We start from the raw sequence: 17,055 nt of genomic DNA, 5'->3' as shown, positions 1-17,055 counted from the left end.
AAGACAAAAATTTTTCCTTTTGGGAGAGATGACGCTGTTTTTTTTCTATATTTTTTGGTCGCAAGGCTTTTCAAAAGAAATTTACTTGCTATAAAGCGGCTCTTCAAAAATAGACTGCACTCTTAATGAAGTCTATTGGGGCGTAGCCAAGCGGTAAGGCAACGGGTTTTGATCCCGTCATGCGCAGGTTCGAATCCTGCCGCCCCAACCATTTTTAGCCTTGATAGACAAAAGGCTACAAAAGTGTTCCCCTTTGCAGCCTTTCGCCGAAATTTATTTTTCAATAAAAATTATAAATCGTCTTCATCGACATTGATGAGAATTTCGATACCAAAAGAGCGGCTTTCTTTCGGTTTGATCGGGACAATACCCGGTTTTTCAAAAATATCGCCTTTGAAACCTGCTGGATCGGAATGTCCCTGCCATGGCTCGATGCAAAGGTAATCGGCACCTGGTTTCATCCATAATGCCAAGGAGGGCATTAGAGGAAATCGGACAATAGCGCCCTTATATCCGGGTGCCCCCATCCAAACAGAGCGGCTAGCAACTTTATCAAAAATCAAGGCATCATCATTAAACAGGTCATCATTTAAGATAACCGTCCGATCATGCACCGGATTTTCTCTTGGGCTAACAAAAAGACCGTCACTATCGACACCGGAGATGGTACCAATCTCGGCTTTTTCAAAAAGGACGATGTGATTCTTTCTATCTGCCCCTGTTGGAAGCGGCCATCTTAAAGCTGGATGGAAACCAAAGCTGGCCGGCATAGGAGAATCGCCATTATTGGTCACTTTTGCTTCGATAGTTAAACTATTTTCTTTCAGACGATAGTCGATATCAAGCGTAAAGAGGAAAGGATACACAGCCCGCGTTTCCGAATCATCTTTCAATCGGAAACAGGCATGATCTGCCTCGATAACGATCGGATCAAAAGCTTTCCGGCGAGCAAAACCATGACGCGGAAGTTCATAGCTTTTATCGCCCAAGCGATACTGATTTTGAACCAAAGTGCCGACAATTGGGAAGAGGAAAGGGGCATGGCCGCTCCATATTTCAGGATTCCCGTCCCATAGCCATTGCTGGCCATCGGCATCTTCGATACGTTGCATTTCGGCACCCGATGTCGAGATATCGAGCGTCAATGAATTATTTTTTATAGTGATAATCTTGCTCATGGGCGGTTTTTATCGCATTTTTTTTCAGAGAACGCCATTTTTTATCGCAATATCGACCTCAAATGCAGGAATATTCGAATAGAAAGCAATGACGGGCTTGCTCTTGGGGAAACTATTGTTATAGACCTCGCCAAAAGATTTTATTTGCGGGCGTGGCGGAAATGGTAGACGCGCTGGATTTAGGTTCCAGTATCGCAAGATGTGGGGGTTCAAGTCCCTTCGCCCGCACCATCCCATTCACTGTTCAGAGGTTTTCCTTCTGAAGAGCGTTTGTCCCGAATCCTCGGGGCAGATATTATTTGGCTTTAAGCAGAATTCAGAAATAAAGGTTCGTTACGAGATGGAAACTGTCGAAACGTTAAATGAAGGCCTGAAGCGGAACTACACGCTGACTATTACGGCAGATGAGATCCGTAAAAGAATCGATCAGGAAGTTGCCGAAGCTGCACCGCGTGTTAACTTACCTGGTTTCCGTCCGGGAAAAGTTCCAGCAAAACTGGTTAACAAAATGTATGGCGCTTCTTTAGCACAGGATGCTCTGAACAAAGCCCTTCAAGACGGCGTTCAGAAGTTACTGAGCGACAAAGGCGAGAAGCCCGCTATGCAGCCGGAAATCGAACTGACCGAAGGCTATGAACTGGGTAAAGACGCCGAGCTGAAGGTTAAATTCGAAATTTTACCGGAAGTGCCAGAAATTTCCTTTGATGATCTGAAGCTGGAACGTTTGACGGTCGAAGCTGATAATGCTGTGATCGATGAGAAAATTAAAGAATTCGCAGAACATCAGAAAAGCTTTGATGATTCGAAAAAAGATCACAAAGCTGAAAATGGTGACCTTGTCGTTGTTGATTTCGTTGGTAAAGTTGATGGCGAACCCTTCGAAGGTGGCACCGGCTCTGATATGAGCGTTGAGCTGGGCGCAGGTCAGTTTATTCCGGGTTTTGAAGAGCAGTTGGTCGGTGCAAAACAAGGCGAAAGCCGTGTTTTAAAGGTAACCTTCCCTGAAGATTATTCGGTTCCTTATCTGAAAGGCAAAGATGCCGAATTCGACGTCACTGTCAGCGATGTTCGGGTTCCACGCAAAGCTGAAGTCAATGATGACTTTGCAAAATCCCTTGGCCTTGAAAGCCTCGATCAGCTCCGTGATCTGATGAAAGGTCAGATTGAACAGGAATTAAATGGTCTGACGCGCACTTACATGAAGCGTAAGCTGTTGGATCAGTTGGCTGATAGCTATAGCTTTGAAGTCCCGAGCCAGATGGTCGAAGCTGAATTCAATCAGATTTGGCGTCAGCTGGAACATGCTGCCAGCCATGAAGAAGATTCTGAAGCCGCTTTGGCTGAAATGGAAAAAGAACGCGATGAATATCGCGCGATCGCAGAACGCCGCGTTCGTTTAGGACTGGCTCTTTCCGATATCGGTGCCAAAAACAATGTTGAAGTAAGCCAGAATGAAATGAACATGCTCATTTCTCAGGCTGCACAGCGTTATAACCCGGCCGATCGTCAGCGTTTTGTTGAATATCTGCGTCAGGATCCGATGATGGCTGCACAGCTTCGTGCGCCGCTTTATGAAGATAAAGTGGTCGATATCCTGTTTGAAAAAGCCAACATCACGGATCGTGCTGTTACGCGGGAAGAATTAGAAGCCGCTATTGAAGCTGAAGAAGACAGCATCGGTAAGCATGATCACGACCATGATCATAAAGAAAAGGCTTCTGACAAACCCAAGGCTAAAAAAGCAGCCGCCGCTCCTAAAAAGAAAGCAGCGCCTAAAAAGAAAGCGGCTCCTAAAGCCGAAAAGAAATCTTCTGACGAATAAGGAAGGTTTCAGACAAGGTGCTGCCTGAAACAAAAACGGCTACTTTGAAAGTAGCTGTGCTGTTACCCTGTCATAACGAAGAAGCTGCCATCGGTAAAACGGTGGCAGCTTTTCGTCATGTTCTGCCTGATGCAGATATCTATGTTTATGACAATAACAGCACGGATAACACCATTGCGATTGCGCGACAGCATCATGCCATCACGCGTTCGGAAAGGTTGCAAGGGAAGGGGCATGTTGTTCGGCGGATGTTCGCTGATATTGATGCTGATATTTATATCCTTGCTGACGGTGATGCGACTTACGATGCCTCTGCTGCTCCAAAAATGGTGGAAATGCTTTGTGAGCAGGGGCTGGATATGGTGGTCGGAATTCGGCAATCTATTTCTGACCAAGCCTATCGTCTAGGACATCAATTCGGCAATCGTGTTCTCAATGGTATTTTAGCCTGGCTGTTTGGCCGTAATTTTACAGATATCCTTTCCGGCTATCGGGCTTTTTCAAAACGCTTTGTGAAAAGCTTTCCTGTTTTAAGCACTGGCTTTGAAATTGAGACAGAAATAAGCGTTCACGCTTTGGCTTTACAAATGCCGGTTGCCGAGGTTGAAACGCACTACAGTGCCCGCCCAGAGGGGTCTTTTTCAAAATTATCAACTTATCGGGATGGCTGGCGTATTCTCTTGACGATTATGTCGCTTTTCAGACTAGAACGCCCGATGCTGTTTTTTAGTGTTATTGGTATTTTTCTGGCGATTATGGGTATCGGATTGGCTGTGCCTTTGATGATTACCTATTGTCATACTGGATTAGTTCCAAGATTGCCGACAGCTTTACTGTCAACCGGCCTTGTCATTCTTTCCAGTCTTTCATTCGCCTGTGGTATCATACTGGATACAGTGGTTTATGGCCGTCGAGAAGCGTTAAGATTGGCGTATCTGGCGCAATCTGGCCTTTTAAATTTCGATAAAAAGAAAGATAGATAGATATATCTTTGGGCTTGAATTAGTAAGCAAGAGCGACAATCTATAACTTTCGCCAAATAATAAGGACGCTGTTTTTCGATGAGCCATGATCACGCTGATATCGTCAATGCTTTAATCCCAATGGTTGTCGAACAATCGAACCGTGGGGAACGTAGCTTCGATATTTATTCTCGCCTGTTACGGGAACGTATCATTTTTGTAACCGGTCAGGTCGAAGACCATATGGCTTCGGTGATTTGCGCTCAGCTTTTGTTTTTGGAAGCTGAAAACCCTAAAAAAGATATTTTCCTTTATATCAATTCTCCGGGGGGCGTTGTAACAGCAGGCCTCGCTATTCACGATACTATGCAGTATATTCGTCCGAAGGTTGGTACACTTTGTATTGGTCAGGCTGCCTCTATGGGCAGCTTCCTGCTGGCCGCCGGTGAACCCGGTATGCGGGTTGCAACGACCAATAGCCGTATCATGATTCATCAGCCTTCAGGTGGTGCGCAGGGTATGGCGGCTGATATCGAGATTCAAGCGCGTGAAATCTTGCGGATGCGTAAACGTTTGAATGCTCTTTATGCAAAATATACCAATCAACCGATTGAAGAGATTGAGAAAGCGATGGATCGCGACAATTTCTTGGAAGCGGATGAGGCAAAAGCCTTTGGCTTGATTGATAAAGTCTTCGACAAGCGTCCGGTTGCTTCTGAAGAAAAAGAATAAGTGATTCCAAGCTAAATCTGTCTTTTGATACAGATCCGTTTAACCTTTGCTGCTAAAATTTCCTTTTTCGGATTGCAGCAAGGGGAAAACTGGCGCTAAAACGATTTTGGAATGGATGAAAGCGGCTAAAAGCCGCCAAGGATGATGTTATGACCAAACTGAGCGGCAGCGATTCCAAAAGCACGCTTTACTGTTCTTTCTGCGGCAAATCGCAGCACGAAGTCCGTAAGCTTATCGCGGGGCCGACAGTGTTTATCTGCGATGAATGTGTTGAATTATGTAACGACATCATTCGCGAGGAAACCAGAGGCGCTTTGCATAAAGGTGACGGCAGCGTGCCGACGCCACAGGAAATCTGTACGATTCTTGACCAATATGTTATCGGACAGAGTAAAGCCAAGCGGGTGCTTTCTGTTGCGGTACATAACCATTACAAGCGATTGAATCACGGCGGCAAAGATGCTGATGTCGAGCTAGCAAAATCTAATATTCTTTTGATTGGGCCGACTGGATGCGGTAAAACGCTTCTGGCAGAGACTTTGGCGCGCACCTTTGATGTGCCCTTTACGATGGCCGATGCAACGACTTTGACCGAGGCTGGTTATGTCGGTGAAGATGTCGAAAACATTATCCTGAAATTATTACAGGCAAGTGATTATAATGTAGAACGTGCTCAAAGGGGCATTGTCTATATTGATGAAATAGACAAGATCACCAGAAAGTCGGACAACCCTTCTATTACGCGCGATGTATCGGGCGAAGGCGTCCAGCAAGCATTACTAAAGCTGATGGAAGGCACCACGGCATCTGTCCCACCACAGGGGGGCAGAAAGCATCCTCAGCAGGAATTCTTGCAGGTTGATACGACGAATATCCTCTTTATTTGTGGTGGGGCTTTCGCTGGACTCGACCGGATTATTGCAGACCGCCTCGAAGGGAAATCTATCGGTTTCGGTGCACATGTCGCTGCGCCTGACGAACGCCGGACGGGTGAAATTTTGCAGGAATGTGAACCAGAAGATCTGTTGAAATTTGGTCTAATTCCTGAATTTGTAGGTCGTTTGCCTGTTCTGGCAACGCTAGAGGATCTTGATCAGAGCGCGCTGGTACGTATTCTGACCGAACCTAAAAATGCTTTGGTTAAACAGTATCAGAAGTTGTTTGAGCTGGAAGATGCCAAACTCGAATTTACTGAAGATGCTTTAGCAGCCATTGCTAAAAAAGGTATTGAACGGAAGACTGGGGCTCGCGGTCTACGTTCTATTTTGGAAGGTATCTTGCTTGATACGATGTTCGAACTGCCTTCATTAGAAGGCGTGTCCGAAATCATCGTTGATAAAGATGTGGCTGAAGGCAAAAAAGAACCGGTGCGGGTTTTTGCTCAAAAAGAGAAAGACGCTAGTCCTGGCGCAGCCTAAAAATAGTGCCTAGCGGTTTAATTTGAAAAAGAAGCGGTACTCCATATCCCTTTATATTAATCAATAATAGGGATATGAGGTGCCGCTTCTTTAGGTAATAAGCCTATCAAACGAGGATCATCGTGAATTTCGATCATTCGCTGATAGGGCTGAAAATGGTGTTTTTGATAAAAACGCAAGGCGGCGGGATGATCAGAGCTACAGCTATGTAGCCAAACGCGATTGATATCAGATTTCCATGCTTTATGCAGGGTATGAATCATCACCGGATGGCCTAATTTTTTACCAATATATTTAACATCAAGACCAAAAAAGACGATTTCACATTCTCCTTTTTTGCGAAAATCTAATTCGATCATCCCTGCAATGTGATTATCATTATCCCTAAGGCGGTAAATTTCTATTTCAGGATGCGTAATCAAAGCCTTTAACGCTCGATCGTCAAGTTCCAAGCGTGAAAACCATAACCATGGACTGCCTATTTTTAGGAAAAGGTCACGATAGCTATCTGTCTGTGGATCTTCCCATCGTTCGAGGTGATAGGGGTTGTTATCAATATCTAGAATTGTGGCGTTTTGAGAGAGCCATTTATCATCAGGCTGCTTGGTCATTTCCAAGGCAGTGACAACAGAAGCAAGTTGTCCTTTTTCCAGTAGGAGGAACGTCATTGATTATTCCCATATCGCCATTGGTGGTAGACTCATTAAAACGGCATCAGCATCACCGCCTGTTTTTAAGCCGAATAACGTGCCACGATCATAAAGAAGATTGAATTCGGTGTACCGTCCCCGATAAACAGCGAGGCGCTGAAAATCTTCTTGGTTAGCGGCTCTATTTTGTCGTCTTGCTACCAGCTTTGGAAAAATATCCAGAAAAGCCTTCCCGACATCTTTGGTAAAAGCAAAGTCAGCTGTAAAATTGCTATCAAGATAATCGTAAAAAATGCCGCCGACACCGCGCTTCGTTTGGCGATGAGGAATATCAAAATAGCGGTCAGCCCACTCGCTGAAACGACTGTAATAATCAGGATGATGTTTATCGCAGATGGTTTTTAAACTCTGATGAAATTCGGCAGTATCTTCTGCATAAGGAGTTGAGGGATTGAGGTCGATCCCACCTCCAAACCAGCTTTTGGTCGTTTGTAAAAACCGGCAATTCATATGAATATTGGGGACATGGGGATTAGCCATATGAGCGACAAGGCTGATACCTGTTGCAAAAAAATGGGGATCATCCTCGGTACCAGGAATTTTTTTTGCGAAATCAGGTGAGAAACAGCCTTTGACGGTTGATATGTTAACGCCAACTTTTTCGAAAATTTGTCCTTTCATTAAAGAGCGGATGCCACGCCCCGTCTGGATACCATAGCCTTCAGTATTTTTTTGCCATGGCGTGACTTGAAAAGACGCTGGACTGGCGGCTTGGCGCTCTATCCCTTCAAATTGCTGGCAAATGCGATCTCGCAACTGATGAAACCAGTCTGAAGTGACTTGTTGCTGTTCATTCAAAAGCATTTCATCGGACTTCATGGGCAAAGCCTCCTGTTTGACGCAAGGCTTCCGCCAAAGCGATACCGGCAGAAACAGCAATATTCAAAGAGCGGAAATCGGCGAGAAGCGGTATTCGAACTTGGTGGCTGGCTGCTTGGTGGACAAAGTCGGGTGCGCCAGCGGATTCAGAGCCGAAGAGCAGAATATCGTCGGGCTGGAACGTCATTTCAGGTAAAGGAATATCGCCCGCAGTGGTCAGTAAGACACGGCGTTCGGGACGAGTGGAAAGGAAGCTGTTCCAATCATTATGTCGCACCGGTGGCGCAATTTTCGCATAGTCCATTCCGGCACGTTTCAAGGCACGATCGGAGAAAGCAAATCCGCAAGGTTCAATGATATCGACGCCGACCCCGAAACAGGCCGCCGTCCGAAGGATGGTTCCAACATTACCGGCAATATCCGGTTGAAATAGGGCTATTCTCATTGTTGGGACTATAATAAGGCTGGATGGATTATGCCAAAAATTTTCTGGCCGATATTCGTCATTTTTATATCAAAAATTTAATCGATCCGAAAAACACGCTGAAATTATTATTTTCCAGCCATTGTCTGCATTTTGCAGGATAAGAATTGATTCAAAAATTCCGAAGCTTCTCTGAAAAGAGGATGGCTAAAAGCTGAACTCGGTTCATGGTGGAACATATCTCTGGGACATGGGGGCTAGACCAGCCATTCTTTGTGAAACGACTAATGCATCGGTCTTCTGCCCAAAATAGGCTTATCGTTGCTGGCATTTCGTTAAAAACCTCTCGGCGCACCTCAAGGCATGGCGCGTTATTGCTATTCGATACGAGAAAAGGAAACGTCGCTCCTCGCGGCCATCCACATCGCTGCCGTCGCAGAATGGATGAAGCCATAACCGGCTCTAGAATGATTTTTTTGGGCATATAGATCAAACTTGCACTGACCGATGGCGGCAACAGATAAGGGTGAGCCGCGTTATTGGGGCGGATAGTCAGGCCAATGAAGTAGGGGAGGCATAAGGTAAGACTTTGATAGAAGATGCGACGGCTTTACGAATAAGAGCCATTACCGAATGGATAAGAGTGATGACTGGGTGGTGAGTGAAAAGCTTTTCTTGATTGCGGTCTGAAAGGCAATGGTTTGAGATTATTTTGAAGCCAAGGCTTTGATAGATTGGCCTGCCGCCAAAATACACCGCTTTCTGGCCAAGAAGAGCCGAGAAGAGAGGCAACAGAATATAGGGAAAACAAGAATATAGAGAAAACAGCTTTTTCGAGATTATCTTCCTGTTATTGCGATACACCTAAATCGAGCAGAGAATATTCCCCGCCATTTTGCCATGACCGGAATTGTCGCTATATCGAGCGGATGTTTCATAGGATGAAACCGCTTCGACATATCGCCATAGATTTATAATAAAACGAAAAAATCTTCCCAGAAAATCTTTCCTCGCTTTCCTTCATGTCGCGGCTGTAAAATTATGGTTGCCTTCCTTTTTCAACAGAACCTAGCCTTTATCAATCCCAAAGCCGTGAAAGGATCGCTAACTTGCTTTTACTGGAGAATGTTGGGTCATATTAAAGAACGCTGGGTCACAAAAGATTATTTCTATTGCTGGCTGTAGCCTTATCCTTGGTAGGATTTAACTGGATTTGAGCCGTTTTCATCCATTCTAAAATCATTTTAGTGTCAGTCCCGTGGGCGTTTTATTCAAAAAATTAGAGCTTTCTCTGATAGCGTGTTAAGAGGCAATGCAAGCCTATCCTGTGCAAAGCGAACCATAAAAGTTGCCTGAATAGTATGAGGGCAGGGCTTTTATTGCTTGTTGAAAGAGATTTTTGATATCTCAATGACACATCAAGGCTCATAAAGTTTTTATTGTAGTGTGAAGGCTGCAAAAAGAGAGAAGTCGGTTTACCGTAAGGCAGTAGGGCGGGGTTGCCATAGAATATGAAGAATAGCGAAGCGAAGAATGGAAAAAGTGACATGTCGAAAGATGACGAAGGTCACTCGTTAAAAAAGACCCAATCAGACTTCCCCGAAGGTCAGCCGGAAACCTCTGATAGTCTGGATCGTCGTGATTTTTTGAATGTGGCGGCGGCAGGACTGGCGGGCATCGGCGTGTGTGGCGCAGCGATACCGTTTATTGCCCAGATGAATCCTTCCAAAGATGTATCAGAGCAGGGAAAAACCGAAGTCGATATTTCGACGGTGCCGCCCGGCCAGACCGTCAAGGTCGTGTGGCGTGACCAGCCTGTTTTTATCCGCCATTTAACCGAGCAGGAAATAACCGAAGCTAATGCGGTTGCTCTTTCTGATCTGCGCGATCCTGAAACTTTGGCACAAAGAACCAAGGCCGGTAAGCAGGATTGGTTGGTAACTATGGCGATTTGCACCCATTTGGGCTGTATTCCGCAAGGTAGTCATGCCGGAGAACCCAGAGGCGAATATGGTGGTTATATCTGTTCCTGCCATGGTTCTGCCTTTGATACCGCCGGCCGTATCAGAAGAGGCCCTGCACCGACCAATCTGGTTGTGCCGCCTTATCGTTTTATCAGTCCTTCTGTGATTTCTATCGGGTGAACTTATTATGAAGCTGTCACCACCCCCTTATCAGCCCAAAAATACTTTTACCCGATGGCTGGACGATCGTTTGCCCGTTATCCGGTTATGGCATGATGTCATGGGTAAGGGCTATCTTGTCCCTCGTAATCTGAACTGGTTATGGAATTTTGGCGTATTGGCAGGGATTGCCCTGACTATCCAGATTATTACCGGTTTGGCATTGGCGATGCATTATGTTGCCAGTAGTAATGAAGCCTTTAATTCTATTGAAGCGATAATGCGCTATGTCGGTTTTGGCTGGCTGATACGATATGGTCATATGGTGGGGGCAAGTTTGTTTTTTGCCGCGCTTTATATCCATATGTTTCGCGGGGTTTATTACGGTTCCTATAAAGCGCCGCGTGAAGTGGTTTGGTTGATCGGCGTTTTATTATTCATGCTGGCGATGGCTACTGCCTTTTTAGGATATAGTCTGGTCTGGGGGCAGATGAGTTATTGGGCTGCTCAAGTGATTACCGGCCTGTTTTCGGTGGTGCCTTTTGTCGGTGAGAAAATTCGCATTTGGGTTTTGGGCGGATTTGCGCCCAATGCTGCCACCGTGAACCGTTTCTTTGTGCTACATTTCACCTTGCCTTTTGTTATCTTGGCTGTGGTTGGCCTCCATGTCTGGGCATTGCATCGTCAGGGTTCCGGTAATCCAACCGGAATAGAAGTCAAAAAAGCCGAAGAAGTCGTTCCGATGCAGCCTTATTATATTGCCAAGGATTTTGTCGCGATTTGCGTCTTTTTATTGATTTTTTGCAGCCTTGTTTTTTTCTATCCGAATGTTTTTACCGATCCCGATAATTATATTCCGGCCAATCCCTTTTCAACTCCGGCTCATATCAAACCGGAATGGTATTTTTGGCCATTTTATGCGGTTTTACGTTCTTTTACGGTCAATTTTATGGGGATACCGGCTAAATTATGGGGCGTTTTAGGCATGGGATTGTCGGTTCTGGTTTGGGGCTTGTTGCCTTGGCTAGACAATTCACCCGTAAGATCAGGTCGCTATCGCCCTGTTTTTCGTTGTTTCTTCCTGTTATTTCTGGCCGATATTCTTCTGTTAGGTTTTTGTGGTAAGCAACCCGCGGAAGAACCCTGGATACGATTAGGGCAATGGGCATCCCTTTATTATTTCGCCTTTTTTCTGGTGATTTTGCCGATTTTACCGCTGGTTGAAAAAACAAAAGCCGTGCCTTCTTCTATCGAAGAAGCGGAAAAGAAAAGAACGGATGCCTGATATGCTCAATCTTGTCCGCCGTATCGGCTTTATACGTCTTGTCTGTTTGTTAGCGGGCTTGGCTATGTGTTTCGTTTTGTTATGGGGCGTCATCCAGCCAAGAGCAAAGCAGGAATTTGATCCGGCTGCCCGTTATCAAAAGCCATTAAAATCTTTAAAATTACCCAGTGACGGGCTAACCGGCCATTTCGATAAAAAACAGCTGCGGCGTGGTTTTACAGTTTTTCAGGCGGTTTGCGCCTCTTGTCACGGTGCCAATCAACTGCGTTTTCAGGATTTAGCCGAAATCGGCTATAGCAAAGCTGAAATTGACAGTATCCGTCAGGAATGGATTAACCGGATTCCTGATATTGACCCGAATACGGGCGAAGCTATGATGCGCCAGCCCAACCGGAATGACCGGATTACAGGGCCTTATTATAACCCGTTAGGCAGCCAAGGCATTGTGACGGCACCTGATCTATCTTTGATTACCAAAGCGAGGAAAGGGGGGGCCGCCTATGTCTATTCTTTGCTGACTGGATATGAAAGCGAACCAAAAGAAATTGCTGAACGCTATCCGCAGCTTAAAACGCCGGAAGGTAATTTCTATAACCCTTATTTCAAAGGGTTACATATTGCGATGCCGCTCGCTCTTTTAAGCGAAAATCAGGTTGAGTATAAGGATGGCACCAAGGCCAGCACCAATCAAATGGCGAAAGATGTGACAGCTTTTCTGGCGTGGTCAGCTGAACCGGAATTGGAAGACCGTCATCGCATTGGTCTCGGTGTTATTGCTTTCCTATTGGTGGCGACGGGGCTTTCTGTGGTCTGCTGTTACCGGATATGGCGGAAGTTGTGACCGTGAAAAGGCAGCGATCCAATCCATTTCTTTTAACCAGTGGGATTCGGCTTTGAATGATATTGCCATAACGGCGCACAAAACCATGGGGCATCTGGACGCTGCGTTTTTTGGGAAGAGGAAAAATGGCGGCTAGTCTTGCAGCCTCCAATGCGGAAAGATGGCTGGCATCATGATGAAAATAATATTGTGAGGCCGCCTCGACCCCGTATACACCGCGTCCGGTTTCGGCGATATTGAGATACACCTCCATAATCCGCCGCTTCGTCCAAAAATGTTCGATCAGAAAGGTAAAATAGGCCTCGATCAATTTTCGGGAATAGCCGCCATTTTGCCATAGAAAAGCGTTTTTTGCGGTTTGCTGGCTGATGGTCGAACCGCCATGAATATGGCCGCCGCTGGCATTATGTTTGGCCGCCTGTTCAATCGCTGTAAAATCAAAACCATGATGAGAACAAAAACGGCTATCTTCCGATGCGATGACAGCATCCATCATGATAGGATCTATCTGATTGAGCGGCCGCCATGTCTGATTGAGGCCATAGCCATTTATCCGGTTCATGATCATAGTCAGGGTAATCGGTGGCCTGACAAAGCGGTAAAGCCCAACCCATAACAGTGAGATTAAAAGAAAATAGACAAAAATCCGGAGAAAAAAGCGAAAAAGCCGACCCATCCTGTTTTATTCCCGATTTATCCTGCATTGCATAACAGGCGGTAACGACTGTAAAGGAAATTTTATAGCAGAGTTTTTAGGCTTTATAGCTATTTTGACGATGTTTTTTAAAAGGGTATGAAAGAGGGCAACAACCATGAAAAAGACGATCAATTCCAAATGGGTCATCGGACTATTTTCTATGGTTTTTCCGGCTCTTTCGGGTGTTTTTGTTAGTCAGGCGAGTGCGGCACCGGTCGGGATTGTCCCTTATATGGCGAATTGTTCTTCTTGCCATCAGCCAAAAGGACAGGGGTCTTCTAATCTTGCCCCAAAATTAAGCAACCGGATTGGCAAGATCGCTACGTTTGAAGATGGTCGTCGGTATATGCTTTCGGTTGTCTTTAACGGTATGGCGGGGCGTGTTGTGGTCGATAATATGCCCTTTTTGGGGGTGATGACGCCGCTGGGTTCTTTGAAAGACGAAGATATAGCGGGGGCATTAAACTATATCATGTCTTTGCAAAATATGCCGCAGATCAAGCCTTTTACGGCTGCCGAAGTGAAGGCTGCCCGTGCTTTGCCCAAAAAATCGGCTCCCCAAATGACGATCGAACGGCAAAAACTGATTGCGGCACATGGGCCTTTCTAAGAAAGGCCTAGTATTTTTCGCCGGATATCCAGACGGATTGTAGTTTTAGCGCTTCATCCATAACAACGAGATCAGCTCTTTTCCCGATTTCTATACTGCCGCGATCTTGCAGTCCCAGAAAACGGGCTGGGGTCAGAGAGGCCATGCGAGAGGCCTCAACCAATGAAATATCCGTCATTTTGATCATATTGGCAAAAGCCGTTGCCGTATCGAGCAGAGAACCTGCCAGCACGTTTTTATCATCGGTAATCCGGCCATCGCGGCGATAGATCATCTGTCCCTGCAACAGGAAATGATCTTCTTCCCATCCCGTTAAGGGCATGGCATCGGTTATCAACATTAAATGGTCAGCGCCCTTTGCCTTGTAAGCAAGACGGATATTTGACGGATGGACATGTTCCCCGTCAGCAATAATGCCCGCATAGCTGTTATCGCTATCCAAGGCGGCACCGACAACGGCAGGCGCACGGCTGGTATTTTGAGACATGGCATTAAATAAATGGGTAAAGCCGCTTGCGCCAGCCTTAATCGCCTTCATGGCGGTTCCGTAATCACTGTCCGAATGACCGATAGAAACAATCACTCCAGCCTCTGTCAGCTTGGTGATGATTGAGGCATCCATTGTTTCCGGTGCTAAGGTCAGGAGAATTCGGAAATTATCCTTATTCTTTCGGGCGCTGTCGCATAAGAAGTTGATATCTTCTTCACTGATCGGACGGATTTTGCTGGCTGCATGGATGCCACGCCGCGTCATTGCAATAAAAGGCCCTTCGATATGAAGGCCGACAATGCCCTTAATGCCAGCCTGAATAGCGTCTTCAATGGCATGAACGGCTTTTTCGATCACTGTCGTCTCTTCACTGACCAAAGTGGGTAGTAAAGATGTGGTGCCAAAAGCACGATGTGCCGCCGCAATTTTTGAAATAGAGTTTACATCAGGATGATCGTTAAAAAGGCAGCCGCCACCGCCGTTAACCTGAATATCAATAAAGCCTGCCAAAAGGATCTGATGATGCAGGTCTATGGTTGGGATATCGCAAGGCAGCGGTTGATCGGTAATGGCTTTTACCACGCCATTTTCGATTAACAGACTGTGATCGGTCAATATCGTATCTGGTGTAACGATTTGTCCGTGCGTAAAGGCAAGCTGCATCAAAACTTCTTTCGGGAGAGTGGGAAAATCAGAGACAGGCGTTAGATTTTTGAAAAGGCAAAAAATAGAAGCGAATTAAGGCGCGTAAGCCTTGAGAAAAAGAGAAACAATCTGACTAACATCGGCCTCGATTTCTTCTTTATTCGCGAGATTTTCTTGGGGGATATTATAAAGTCTGGAAGCTTTACTGCGCGCGCATAGAGAGTGAAGAAAGAAAGAGGCCGCATATTCAGGGTCTTCCTGACGGATCTGTTTCTTTTCCATGGCTGAAGCAAAATAGGATGCCAATTTCCGCATGGCGGTTTGAGGCCCTGCTTCGTAAAAAATTTTTCCGACTTCGGGGAAACGCCAACATTCAACAATTGCTAGTCGAAACAAGGCTCTTTTATCAGGTTCGATAATATTTCGACAGAAATGACAGCCATATTGGTTCAGCGTAATTTCAATTTCAGCTTGTGGATTAAGCAAATCTGTATAGACTTTGTGGAATTCACCCGCCAGCCGTTCAATCACAGCCCGAAACAAGGCTTCTTTTGAAGGAAAATGAGACCATAACGTCCCCTTTGATCCTCCGACTTTGGCCGCAATCGCTGACATGGAAGTTTCAGCATATCCTTTTTCAAGGAAAAAGCGTTTTGCCTCTTCCAGAATAGCTTCTCGGCGATCAGTACCTTTATACTGCTTTGATATATTCATAATTTCCATAATGTAAAATACTCTATGGTACGGTTTTTCCCTTGACAAAAACCACCTTCGCGCACAAGAAAAAAGTTGTACTATCTAGTACGGAAGAATTTATGCATCTTAAACGACCACTCATTACCAGTATTTCTGTAGCAGCGCTATTGCTGACAGGATGTGCCTCAATTCCCAAATTGGGAAAAGCGCCAAAAGTAAAAGACGTGCATGATTATGCAACGGCGCAATCCCTTGCCGGTAATGGTTCCGCTTGGCCGGGTGAAGGTTGGTGGAAGTCTTATGGTGATCCCCAGCTTGACCAATTGATGACCGAGGCTTTGGCAAAAGCGCCGGATATGGCGATTGCTAAGGCACGCATTTTATCGGCGGCCGGTAGCAAGCAAAGAGCAGGGGCTGGATTGCTGCCTTCGGTGAATGGGTTTGTCGGAACGGGTGCCGGTCATTTAATGCGGGATCAGGAAATCCGGCAGGGTATTAAGGAAGCGCAAGGTAAGTCAGGCAGCCCTTCCGCTGGTGGTGATAATTTCAGAGATTGGGGTGATGGCGGATCATCATTCCTGACTATTCGTTATAATATTGATATCTGGGGTGGATATCGCGCCAAATTGGCAGCGGCCACATCGGAAGCAAAAGCGGCCATCGTGGATTCCCATGAAGCCGCTTTGACCCTGACGACCAGTATCGCGGCGGCCTATGCCAATCTGTCTCGTTTATTTGAAGAACGGCAGGTTCTAAATCGGACATTGGCTGTCCGTAGCCATGTATTGGAATTGACCCAGCAAAGATTGGGGCATGGGTTGGATAATGATTCAGCCATGCAAGATGCCAGTGCAAGGCTGGCTAATGCCCAAGCTGATCTGACGGCTAATCAGGAATCCATTGATCTGGTTCGGCATCAGATTGCCGCTTTGATGGGGGCAGGGCCTGATCGCGGTATGGCGATCACGCGGCCTCAATCTGTGAAATTGCGGGCAGTCGGTTTGCCGGATAATGCGGCTTTGGATCTTTTGGGGCGGCGGCCTGATATTGTGGCCGCGCGTTTGACAGCGGAAGCCGCCGGCTATCGCGTCAAAGTAGCAAAAACCCAATTTTATCCCAATGTCAGCCTAAACGGTATTGTCGGTTATCAGACGCGCGCTTTGGAGCATATGGCTACCCATGGTCTGGCTTTGGGAGCGGCAAGTGCGGCACTTAATCTCCCTATTTTCAGAGGTGGCAGCCTGTCCGGTCAATATCGCGAGGCATGGGCGACCTATCAGGAAGCCGTTGCCAGCTATGACAAAACCTTGTCACAGGCGTTGCAGCAGGTCGCTGATGCGGCAACCAGTCAAAAACAACTTAATCTTCAGCTTGACCAAACGGTTCAAGCCCTTAATCATGCCGAACTTTCCTATAATGTGTTAGCAAACCGCTATAAAAGCGGTCTCGTGACCTATATCGAGGTTTTGCAGGGGGAGGAAAACGTCCTGACCCTGAGAAAAGCAGTCGCCGATCTTCGGGCGAGAGCCTTCCAGCTTGATGTCTCTTTGATTCAGGCTTTGGGTGGCGGTTTTACGGCAGCATAACTTTTTTTGTGAGTGAC

The 17,055-nt window shown here is 46.2% G+C and carries 16 protein-coding genes and 2 tRNA genes; 11 read left to right on the top strand and 7 right to left on the bottom strand.

Translation table 11 applies throughout. The features are described from left to right. Nucleotides 1-136 precede the first annotated feature (136 nt). Nucleotides 137-211 (top strand) — tRNA-Gln (locus tag ZMOB_RS01870). 79 nt (nucleotides 212-290) lie between these two features. Here ZMOB_RS01870 and ZMOB_RS01865 read toward each other — a convergent pair. After that, nucleotides 291-1,178, bottom strand: coding sequence for an aldose 1-epimerase family protein (locus ZMOB_RS01865; protein WP_011240802.1), 888 nt, complete (start codon nucleotides 1,176-1,178; stop codon nucleotides 291-293). Nucleotides 1,179-1,324: 146 nt separating this feature from the next. Here ZMOB_RS01865 and ZMOB_RS01860 point away from each other — a divergent pair. From ZMOB_RS01860 to clpX, 5 genes are all read left to right on the top strand, one after another. After that, nucleotides 1,325-1,409: transfer RNA gene (locus ZMOB_RS01860), tRNA-Leu, on the top strand. Nucleotides 1,410-1,518: 109 nt separating this feature from the next. Beyond that, entirely contained in the window at nucleotides 1,519-3,000 is a 1,482-nt protein-coding gene (gene tig / locus ZMOB_RS01855; RefSeq protein WP_012817053.1) for a trigger factor, read from the top strand. Nucleotides 3,001-3,017: 17 nt separating this feature from the next. Next, nucleotides 3,018-3,983 carry a glycosyltransferase gene (locus ZMOB_RS01850; RefSeq protein ID WP_011240804.1) on the top strand — a complete coding sequence of 322 codons (966 nt, stop codon included), beginning with the start codon at nucleotides 3,018-3,020 and terminating at the stop codon, nucleotides 3,981-3,983. A gap of 78 nt (nucleotides 3,984-4,061) precedes the next feature. Continuing rightward, nucleotides 4,062-4,694, top strand: a complete 633-nt coding sequence (clpP, locus tag ZMOB_RS01845) for an ATP-dependent Clp endopeptidase proteolytic subunit ClpP (RefSeq protein ID WP_011240805.1) — start codon at nucleotides 4,062-4,064, stop codon at nucleotides 4,692-4,694. Nucleotides 4,695-4,843: 149 nt separating this feature from the next. Then, nucleotides 4,844-6,112, top strand: coding sequence for an ATP-dependent Clp protease ATP-binding subunit ClpX (gene clpX, locus ZMOB_RS01840; RefSeq protein WP_011240806.1), 1,269 nt, complete (start codon nucleotides 4,844-4,846; stop codon nucleotides 6,110-6,112). Nucleotides 6,113-6,168: 56 nt separating this feature from the next. Here clpX and ZMOB_RS01835 read toward each other — a convergent pair whose 3' ends face one another. From ZMOB_RS01835 to ZMOB_RS01825, 3 genes are read right to left on the bottom strand one after another with little or no spacing between them, the layout of a single operon-like run. Next, nucleotides 6,169-6,780: a GNAT family N-acetyltransferase gene (locus ZMOB_RS01835; RefSeq protein WP_014500463.1), complete on the bottom strand. Its 612-nt coding sequence runs from the start codon at nucleotides 6,778-6,780 to the stop codon at nucleotides 6,169-6,171. A gap of 3 nt (nucleotides 6,781-6,783) precedes the next feature. Continuing rightward, entirely contained in the window at nucleotides 6,784-7,641 is an 858-nt protein-coding gene (hemF, locus tag ZMOB_RS01830; RefSeq protein WP_014500462.1) for an oxygen-dependent coproporphyrinogen oxidase, read from the bottom strand. Next, complete coding sequence (locus ZMOB_RS01825) at nucleotides 7,628-8,086, bottom strand: tRNA (cytidine(34)-2'-O)-methyltransferase (RefSeq protein WP_011240809.1); 459 nt, start codon at nucleotides 8,084-8,086, stop codon at nucleotides 7,628-7,630. The genes hemF and ZMOB_RS01825 overlap by 14 nt, the downstream gene beginning before the upstream one ends. 1,526 nt (nucleotides 8,087-9,612) lie before the next feature. On the opposite strand from ZMOB_RS01825, the gene petA reads away from it, so the two are divergent. The 3 genes from petA to ZMOB_RS01810 are packed head-to-tail and all read left to right on the top strand — an operon-like array spanning nucleotide 9,613 to nucleotide 12,314. Next, nucleotides 9,613-10,209, top strand: a complete 597-nt coding sequence (petA, locus tag ZMOB_RS01820; RefSeq protein WP_014500460.1) for a ubiquinol-cytochrome c reductase iron-sulfur subunit — start codon at nucleotides 9,613-9,615, stop codon at nucleotides 10,207-10,209. 7 nt (nucleotides 10,210-10,216) lie between these two features. Beyond that, nucleotides 10,217-11,473, top strand: a complete 1,257-nt coding sequence (locus ZMOB_RS01815; RefSeq protein ID WP_011240811.1) for a cytochrome b — start codon at nucleotides 10,217-10,219, stop codon at nucleotides 11,471-11,473. Between the two features lies 1 nt (nucleotide 11,474). Further along, nucleotides 11,475-12,314 carry a cytochrome c1 gene (locus ZMOB_RS01810; protein ID WP_014500459.1) on the top strand — a complete coding sequence of 280 codons (840 nt, stop codon included), beginning with the start codon at nucleotides 11,475-11,477 and terminating at the stop codon, nucleotides 12,312-12,314. Here the strand turns inward: ZMOB_RS01810 and mtgA are convergent. Continuing rightward, on the bottom strand, nucleotides 12,244-12,990 hold the full coding sequence (gene mtgA / locus ZMOB_RS01805; protein WP_014500458.1) for a monofunctional biosynthetic peptidoglycan transglycosylase: 747 nt from the start codon (nucleotides 12,988-12,990) through the stop codon (nucleotides 12,244-12,246). The genes ZMOB_RS01810 and mtgA overlap by 71 nt on opposite strands. Nucleotides 12,991-13,126: 136 nt before the next feature. Between mtgA and ZMOB_RS01800 the strand changes: the two genes are divergently transcribed. Next, the gene (locus ZMOB_RS01800; RefSeq protein ID WP_011240814.1) at nucleotides 13,127-13,621 is read left to right on the top strand and encodes a c-type cytochrome; all 495 of its coding nucleotides are present in this window, start codon (nucleotides 13,127-13,129) and stop codon (nucleotides 13,619-13,621) included. A 7-nt stretch (nucleotides 13,622-13,628) separates the two neighbouring features. Here the strand turns inward: ZMOB_RS01800 and nagA are convergent, their stop codons facing one another. Both nagA and ZMOB_RS01790 read right to left on the bottom strand, forming a co-directional pair. Continuing rightward, nucleotides 13,629-14,774, bottom strand: a complete 1,146-nt coding sequence (nagA, locus tag ZMOB_RS01795) for an N-acetylglucosamine-6-phosphate deacetylase (RefSeq protein ID WP_014500457.1) — start codon at nucleotides 14,772-14,774, stop codon at nucleotides 13,629-13,631. Between the two features lie 75 nt (nucleotides 14,775-14,849). Beyond that, nucleotides 14,850-15,470, bottom strand: a complete 621-nt coding sequence (locus ZMOB_RS01790; protein WP_237331470.1) for a TetR/AcrR family transcriptional regulator — start codon at nucleotides 15,468-15,470, stop codon at nucleotides 14,850-14,852. 101 nt (nucleotides 15,471-15,571) lie between these two features. Between ZMOB_RS01790 and ZMOB_RS01785 the strand changes: the two genes are divergently transcribed. Further along, nucleotides 15,572-17,038: an efflux transporter outer membrane subunit gene (locus tag ZMOB_RS01785; RefSeq protein ID WP_014500455.1), complete on the top strand. Its 1,467-nt coding sequence runs from the start codon at nucleotides 15,572-15,574 to the stop codon at nucleotides 17,036-17,038. Nucleotides 17,039-17,055: the final 17 nt, after the last annotated feature.

Source organism: Zymomonas mobilis subsp. mobilis ATCC 10988, from assembly GCF_000175255.2.
Lineage (GTDB): Bacteria > Pseudomonadota > Alphaproteobacteria > Sphingomonadales > Sphingomonadaceae > Zymomonas > Zymomonas mobilis.
Note: the sequence above shows the minus strand (reverse complement) of the source record. Positions and strands in the feature narration are given on the sequence as shown.

Coding starts and splice junctions, on each gene's coding strand:
- ZMOB_RS01865 (WP_011240802.1), bottom strand. CDS start 1,178: ATGAGCAAGATTATCACTATAAAAAATAATTCATTGACGCTCGATATC.
- tig (WP_012817053.1), top strand. CDS start 1,519: ATGGAAACTGTCGAAACGTTAAATGAAGGCCTGAAGCGGAACTACACG.
- clpP (WP_011240805.1), top strand. CDS start 4,062: ATGAGCCATGATCACGCTGATATCGTCAATGCTTTAATCCCAATGGTT.
- clpX (WP_011240806.1), top strand. CDS start 4,844: ATGACCAAACTGAGCGGCAGCGATTCCAAAAGCACGCTTTACTGTTCT.
- ZMOB_RS01835 (WP_014500463.1), bottom strand. CDS start 6,780: ATGACGTTCCTCCTACTGGAAAAAGGACAACTTGCTTCTGTTGTCACT.
- hemF (WP_014500462.1), bottom strand. CDS start 7,641: ATGAAGTCCGATGAAATGCTTTTGAATGAACAGCAACAAGTCACTTCA.
- ZMOB_RS01825 (WP_011240809.1), bottom strand. CDS start 8,086: ATGAGAATAGCCCTATTTCAACCGGATATTGCCGGTAATGTTGGAACC.
- petA (WP_014500460.1), top strand. CDS start 9,613: ATGTCGAAAGATGACGAAGGTCACTCGTTAAAAAAGACCCAATCAGAC.
- ZMOB_RS01815 (WP_011240811.1), top strand. CDS start 10,217: ATGAAGCTGTCACCACCCCCTTATCAGCCCAAAAATACTTTTACCCGA.
- ZMOB_RS01810 (WP_014500459.1), top strand. CDS start 11,475: ATGCTCAATCTTGTCCGCCGTATCGGCTTTATACGTCTTGTCTGTTTG.
- mtgA (WP_014500458.1), bottom strand. CDS start 12,990: ATGGGTCGGCTTTTTCGCTTTTTTCTCCGGATTTTTGTCTATTTTCTT.
- ZMOB_RS01800 (WP_011240814.1), top strand. CDS start 13,127: ATGAAAAAGACGATCAATTCCAAATGGGTCATCGGACTATTTTCTATG.
- nagA (WP_014500457.1), bottom strand. CDS start 14,774: ATGCAGCTTGCCTTTACGCACGGACAAATCGTTACACCAGATACGATA.
- ZMOB_RS01790 (WP_237331470.1), bottom strand. CDS start 15,470: ATGAATATATCAAAGCAGTATAAAGGTACTGATCGCCGAGAAGCTATT.
- ZMOB_RS01785 (WP_014500455.1), top strand. CDS start 15,572: ATGCATCTTAAACGACCACTCATTACCAGTATTTCTGTAGCAGCGCTA.